The sequence below is a fragment of the Streptomyces sp. NPDC049577 genome, from assembly GCF_040675635.1.
Taxonomy (GTDB): domain Bacteria; phylum Actinomycetota; class Actinomycetes; order Streptomycetales; family Streptomycetaceae; genus Streptomyces.
Map to the genome: position 1 here is coordinate 1 of NZ_JBFAPH010000364.1, position 6098 is coordinate 6098.

3 protein-coding genes and 1 pseudogene are annotated in these 6098 nt (G+C 74.0%); 1 reads left to right on the plus strand and 3 read right to left on the minus strand.

The window, feature by feature from the left end:
* Both AB0K09_RS28350 and AB0K09_RS28355 read right to left on the minus strand, forming a co-directional pair.
* The coding region (locus AB0K09_RS28350; protein ID WP_366068263.1) for a protein kinase at positions 1 to 1312 on the minus strand (1312 nt) is incomplete at its 3' end.
* Positions 1313 to 1705: 393 nt separating this feature from the next.
* Positions 1706 to 3085, minus strand: a pseudogene (locus tag AB0K09_RS28355) (serine/threonine-protein kinase); the annotation flags it as partial.
* 329 nt (positions 3086 to 3414) lie between these two features.
* Here AB0K09_RS28355 and AB0K09_RS28360 point away from each other — a divergent pair.
* Positions 3415 to 4428, plus strand: coding sequence for a serine hydrolase domain-containing protein (locus AB0K09_RS28360; protein WP_366068264.1), 1014 nt, complete (start codon positions 3415 to 3417; stop codon positions 4426 to 4428).
* A 31-nt stretch (positions 4429 to 4459) separates the two neighbouring features.
* On the opposite strand, the gene AB0K09_RS28365 is transcribed toward AB0K09_RS28360, so the two are convergent.
* Positions 4460 to 6098 (minus strand): glycerol-3-phosphate dehydrogenase/oxidase (locus AB0K09_RS28365; RefSeq protein WP_366068265.1); only part of this gene is annotated, 1639 nt, incomplete at its 5' end.

Here is a 6098-nt window from a genome sequence, read left to right on the forward strand (position 1 = left end):
GGCGGCGCACCAGCTCGCCGCGGCGCCTTATGGCCGGCAGGCGGCGCGGGTCCCCGGGGGAGCCGGGGCCGAGGGACGGCACGGTGACGGTGCGACTGCCGATGTCCGGCTCCGGAGCGGAGCGGATGAGCGAACGCAGCCAGCCGCGCAGTTCCTCGAAGTCCGGCCGCTCGGTCGGGTCCTTGCGCATGAGCGACTCGACGACCGGCCGTAGCGCGCCGCACTCCTCGGCGTACGCGGGGGGCTGGGAGCACACCAGCTGGACGAGGTCGGCGGTGCTGTCCTCGGGGTACGGGGCGTGCCCCTGGACGACGCGGAACAGCAGCGCGCCCAGCGCCCAGAGGTCGGCGGCGGGGCCGACGGGCGGCGCGAGCTGCCAGTTCTCCTGTACGGGCCACGCCTGCTCGGGCGCCCAGCGCTCGGTGACGGCGCCCACGACGAGCATGCGCGCCTGCCGAGCCCGCTCGGCGTCGAGCGCGCTCACGGGCCCGCCCCAGCCGGGGCTCCCTCCGACGGGAGCCGGCCGGCTGCCGCCCTGCTGGGCAGCGCCGTCCACGAGCAGATCCGCGGTACGGGCCCCGGCCCGTACGGCCCGCCCGGCCGAGCCTTCACCGTCCGAGGGCCCGCCCTGGGCCGGCAGTGCGGCGCCGACGGGTCTGCCGGCCGCGCCCGGCGGCGCCTCCGGCACCGGGTGGTAGCCGCACAGGGCCTCCTCCGCGGCGCCTGCGGCGAGGCCCGTCAGGATGGCCCGGCCGTCGTCGCAGACCAGGACGGTGCGGGCGGTGATGTTGCGGTGGGTCCAGCCCTGGGCGTGCAGGGCGCGCAGGGCGGTGAGGACGTCGGCGGCCACCTCGGCGGCGCGGTGCGGGGAGAGGGGACGCTCGGCGAGCAGGGCGGCGAGGGGGCGCGCGGAGACGAGTTCGCTGACGATCCAGAGGCTGCCCGCCTCCGCGAAGACGTGGAAGACCTGGTCCAGCCGTGGGTGATCGGGCAGTCGTGCCGCCTCCGTCGCCGCGACGAGGGCTCGCCGGACCGCCGGATCCCCGCTCCCGGCCACCCCCGTACCGCCTGCACGGGCACGGGCACCCGGGATGCCGCCGGCGCCGCGCACGCCGCCGGTGCCGTCCACTCCGGCGACGTCCGCTCCGACGACCTCCGCGTCGACGGTCTCGGGCAGCGGGATCTGCCGGATCTGGACCTCGTGCCCGCTGTAGGTGTCGAGGGCCCGGGTCTCCACCAGTTCGAAGGCGTCCGAGGGCGGCAACGGCAGGCGATAGCGATCGGCGAGCACCCGGCCCGCGTAGTCGTCCACGACGCCTCCCCAATCGCGCGGTTCACGATCCACGATCTCGATCCACACCACTGCCCGAACCACCGTCAAAGCCGGTCGCCGGGCGACTCATTGCGGTAGCGCACGGTCCCCGAAGACTCACGATACGTGCCGAACCCGTCTCTTCGGGCCGGTACGGCTCAGTACATCGGTTCAGCACACATCGGCTCAGTACACATCGGCTCAGCGCGCCGGCCCGGCACCGGCCCGGCGCCTGCCCGGTTCGTCCGCTCGGCCGCTCGGCCGCTCAGCCGCTCAGCCGACGCGGATCTGAACGGCGCGCGAGGCGTGCGAGACGTGCGAGGCGTGGGACATGTGGGACGTGGACGTGACGGCCTTGCCGCCCTTGCCGCTCTTGCCGTCCTTGTGGCTGTCGTCGTCGCCCAGCGTGAGGGCGAGCACCGTGCCGATGACGGCCAGGACGACCACGACGGCCGCGATGAGCAGCGCCCGGCGCGGGACGACGTCGGTGATCGAAGCGCGACCGCCGACCGTGGGGCGACCGAAACCGCCGCCCAGGGGCAGCGCGTTCCGGCCGCTCGTCGCGGCCTCCCGATCCTGTGCCTGGGCGGCGATCGCGGAGGCCGACGGCGCGGCGTCGCGCAGGGGTCTGAAGGTGCCGGAGGGGCGTTCCCTCTCGGCGGCCCGGCTCCCGGCCCCGAGGGCCGAGGTGCCCGAGCCCTTCACCGGGCGGGAGGAGCGGGCGGCCTGCCCCTCCTGGGCCGTCTGCACGGTGGGCGCGCCGTCGTCCTCGGCCGCCGTACGGCCGCCCCGGCGTCCCCGGTCCGCCCGGTGGTCCCCGCGGTCCGCCTTCGGGGCGGGGGCGGTCGTCCTCGCCGGTATCGACGGCACGGCGATGGCCTGCGTCGCCTCCAGGTCGGACGGCGGCGCCGGCGGCTTCGCCAGGCGCTCGTCCGGCGAGTTGACGGCGTCGGTCAGCAGGGCCCGCGCGCCCGCCTCGTCCAGCCGCTTCTGCGGGTCCTTGGCGAGCAGCCCGTACATGACCGGCGCCAGCGGGCCGGCGTTCTTCGGCGGGCCCAGCGGCTCGGTCATGACGGCGGTCAGGGTCGCGATGGCGGAGCCCTTGTCGTACGGCGGGGCGCCCTCCACGGCGGCGTACAGCAGGCCGCCCAGCGACCACAGGTCGGACGGCGGGCCGGGCTTCTGGCCGCGCGCCCGCTCGGGGGAGATGTAGGAGGGGGCGCCGACGAGCATGCCGGTGGAGGTGACGGACGGGTCGCCCTCGATCTGGGCGATGCCGAAGTCGGTGAGGACGACGCGCCCGTCGTCGGCGATGAGCACGTTGGACGGCTTCACGTCGCGGTGCAGGATGCCCTCGCGGTGCGCCGCGCGCAGTACGTCGAGCACGGCCAGGCCGACCTCGCCGGCGCGCCGCCAGTTCAGCGGGCCGTCCTCACGGATGACGTCGGCGAGGGAACGGCCCTCGATGAGCTCCATGACGATCCACGGCCGGTCGTCCTCGTGGACCACGTCGTAGACGGTGACGGCGCCCGCGCTGCGGATGCGGGCGATGGCCTTGGCCTCACGCAGTGTCCGCGTGATGAGACGGCGCTTCTCGTCCTCGTCGATGTTGGCCGGGAAGCGCAGCTCCTTCACCGCCACCACCCGGCCGAGGGTCTCGTCGGTCGCCCGCCAGACCGTGCCCATGCCGCCTCGACCGAGTACGTCCCCGAGGCGGTATCGCCCGGCGAGGAGGCGCCCTGTCGTGCCCTGCGTCTGCTCCGCCTCCGACATGCGTCCCCTCTGGCAATCAGCTCTGCGACCAACCGACCCTGGCAGAGCGTCCATTGTCTCTCATCCACGGACCGGCGGAAGGCCAGGGTCCGAGAGGCCCCGGACGGCCCGGGGATGATGGGCGCATGCCGACGCACCCGACCCGTCCGCGCCTCACCGCGGCCGTCACCGCGCTGTGGTGTGTCGCGACGGCGCTGTCGGCGACGCTGTGGGCAGCGGGACCTGACGGCGTGACCGCCCGCTCACCTGTACAGGACCTGCTTTCGGAAGGTTCGGTTCCAGGTGCTGCCGAGCTGTCACAGGACGCTCATGTCAGCACGGCCGACCGCATGACCAGCCGGATGACCGACCGCATGACCGGCCGGATGACCGGCCGCGCGGTCTTCCGTACGGCCGGCGTCGCCGACGTACGCACCGGACGCCGCATCGGCCCCACGGACCGCTTCCGTGCCGGAAGCATCACGAAGACGGTCCTCGCGACCGTCACCCTCCAGCTCGTCGCCGAACACCGGCTGCGGCTGGACGAACCGGTCGACGGCCTGCTGCCCGCCCCCACGGCCGCCGCCCTCGACAGGGCCACCCGCTCCGGCCGCGTCACCGTCCGCCAACTCCTCGACCACACGAGCGGGCTGTTCTCCTACACCGACGACAGCACGTTCTTCCGCGAGTTCCTCGGCCCGGGCTTCGCCGCGCACCGCTACCGCTCCCACACGCCGGAGGAGCTGCTGCGGACCGCGCTCGCCCACCGCCCCTACGGGCCGCCGGGCGCCGCCTACCGGTACTCCAACACGGACTATCTGCTCCTCGGCATGGTCATCCGTCAGGTGACCGGCCACTCCTACGCCGCCGAGGCCCGACGCCGCGTCATCGCGCCGCTGCACCTGACGGGCACCAGCTTCCCCGGCACCCGTGCCGCGCTGCCGTCGCCGCACGGCCGCGCCTACTCGCCGGTAGGGCAAGGGGGAAGCACCGGCCGGCTCACCGACGTGACCGACTTCGACCCGTCCATGGCCGGCGCGGCCGGCGAGATGGTCTCCACCCTCCCCGACCTCAACCGTTTCCTCGCCGCCCTGCTCGGCGGCGCGCTGCTGCCCGCGCCGGAGCTGCGCGCCATGCGGGACACGACGGCGACCGGCGGCCGGTACGGCCTGGGCCTCTTCCCCGTACGGCTGCCGTGCCACCGCACGGTGTGGGGCCACAACGGCGAGATCAACGGCTCCTACGTCCAGATGATGGGCACCCCCGACGGCCGACACGTGGTCAGCTACCGCCTCAACGGCGACGGTCCGCCGCGCACCGCCGCCGAGACGAGGCTCTTGCGGGAAGAGTTCTGTCCCGCCTGAGCGGGCCCGCCACGACCGGCCCTCATGCCCGTCATACCGGTTGGATGTCCGGCGCCCCCAGCCGGGCCGCGTCCGCCGTCAGATCGTCCGGCTGGAGCTGCGATTCGCGTTCCGCCTCCACACGCTTCTCGTAGTGCTCGACCTCCTTGGCGATCTGCGCGTTGTCCCAGCCGAGGACGGGCGCCATCAGCACGGCGGCCTCGCGGGCGCTGCGCGTGCCCCGGTCGAAGGTCTCGATGGAGACGCGCGTGCGGCGCGTGAGCACGTCGTCGAGGTGGCGGGCCCCCTCGTGCGAGGCCGCGTAGACGACCTCGGCCCGCAGGTAGTCCTCCGCGCCGCCCAGCGGCTCGCCCAGGGTCGGGTCGGCCTCGACGAGGTCGAGCACCTCGTACGTCAGCGAGCCGTACCGGTTCAGCAGGTGCTCGACGCGGGCCACGTGCAGCCCGGTGCGCCGGGCGATCTGCGCGCGGCCGTTCCACAGCGCCCGGTAGCCCTCGGCGCCGACCAGCGGGATGTCCTCGGTGACACAGTCCGCCACCCTCTGGGTGAGCCCGTGCACCGCTTCGTCCACGGCGTCCTTGGCCATCACCCGGTACGTCGTGTACTTGCCGCCCGCAACGACCACCAGCCCCGGCACGGGGTGTGCCACGGTGTGCTCGCGCGAGAGCTTGCTGGTGGCGTCCGACTCCCCGGCCAGCAGCGGCCGCAGCCCGGCGTAGACGCCCTGGACGTCGTCGCGGCCGAGCGGCACGGACAGCACGGAGTTGACGTGTTCCAGCAGATAGTCGATGTCCGCGCTGGAGGCGGCCGGGTGGGCCTTGTCGAGGTCCCAGTCGGTGTCGGTCGTGCCGATGATCCAGTGCCGGCCCCAGGGGATGACGAAGAGCACGCTCTTCTCGGTGCGCAGGATCAGCCCGGTGGTGGAGTGGATCCGGTCCTTGGGCACGACCAGGTGGATGCCCTTGGAGGCGCGGACGTGGAACTGGCCGCGCTCGGCGATGAGCTTCTGCGTGTCGTCCGTCCACACACCCGTCGCGTTGACGATCTGACGGGCCCGGATCTCGAACTCGCCGCCCTGCTCCAGGTCGCGCACCCGGGCGCCGACCACCCGCTCGCCCTCCCGCAGGAAGCCGGTGACCCGCGCCCGGTTGGCCACGTCCGCGCCGTAGGCGGCGGCGGTCCGCACGAGGGTGGTGACGTAACGGGCGTCGTCCATCTGGGCGTCGTAGTACTGCAACGCGCCGACCAGCGCGTCCTTGCGCAGACAGGGGGCGACCCGCAGGGCGCGGCGGCGGCTGAGGTGCCGGTGCAGGGGCAGGCCGCGGCCGTGGCCGGAGGAGACCGACATGGCGTCGTAGAGGGCCACGCCCGTGCCCGCGTAGAGCCGCTCCCAGCCCCGGTGCTGGAGCGGGTAGAGGAAGGGCACGGGCCGTACGAGATGCGGAGCCAGCCGCTCCAGCAGCAGACCGCGTTCCTTGAGGGCCTCGCGGACGAGCGCGAAGTCGAGCATCTCCAGGTAGCGCAGACCGCCGTGGATGAGCTTGCTGGAGCGGCTGGAGGTTCCGGCGGCCCAGTCGCGCGCCTCGACGAGGCCGGCTCCCGGATGCGCATCCGCCGGATGACCGCGCCGCCGGACCTCCGCGAGTTCGACGAGAAGATCGCCGACGTGC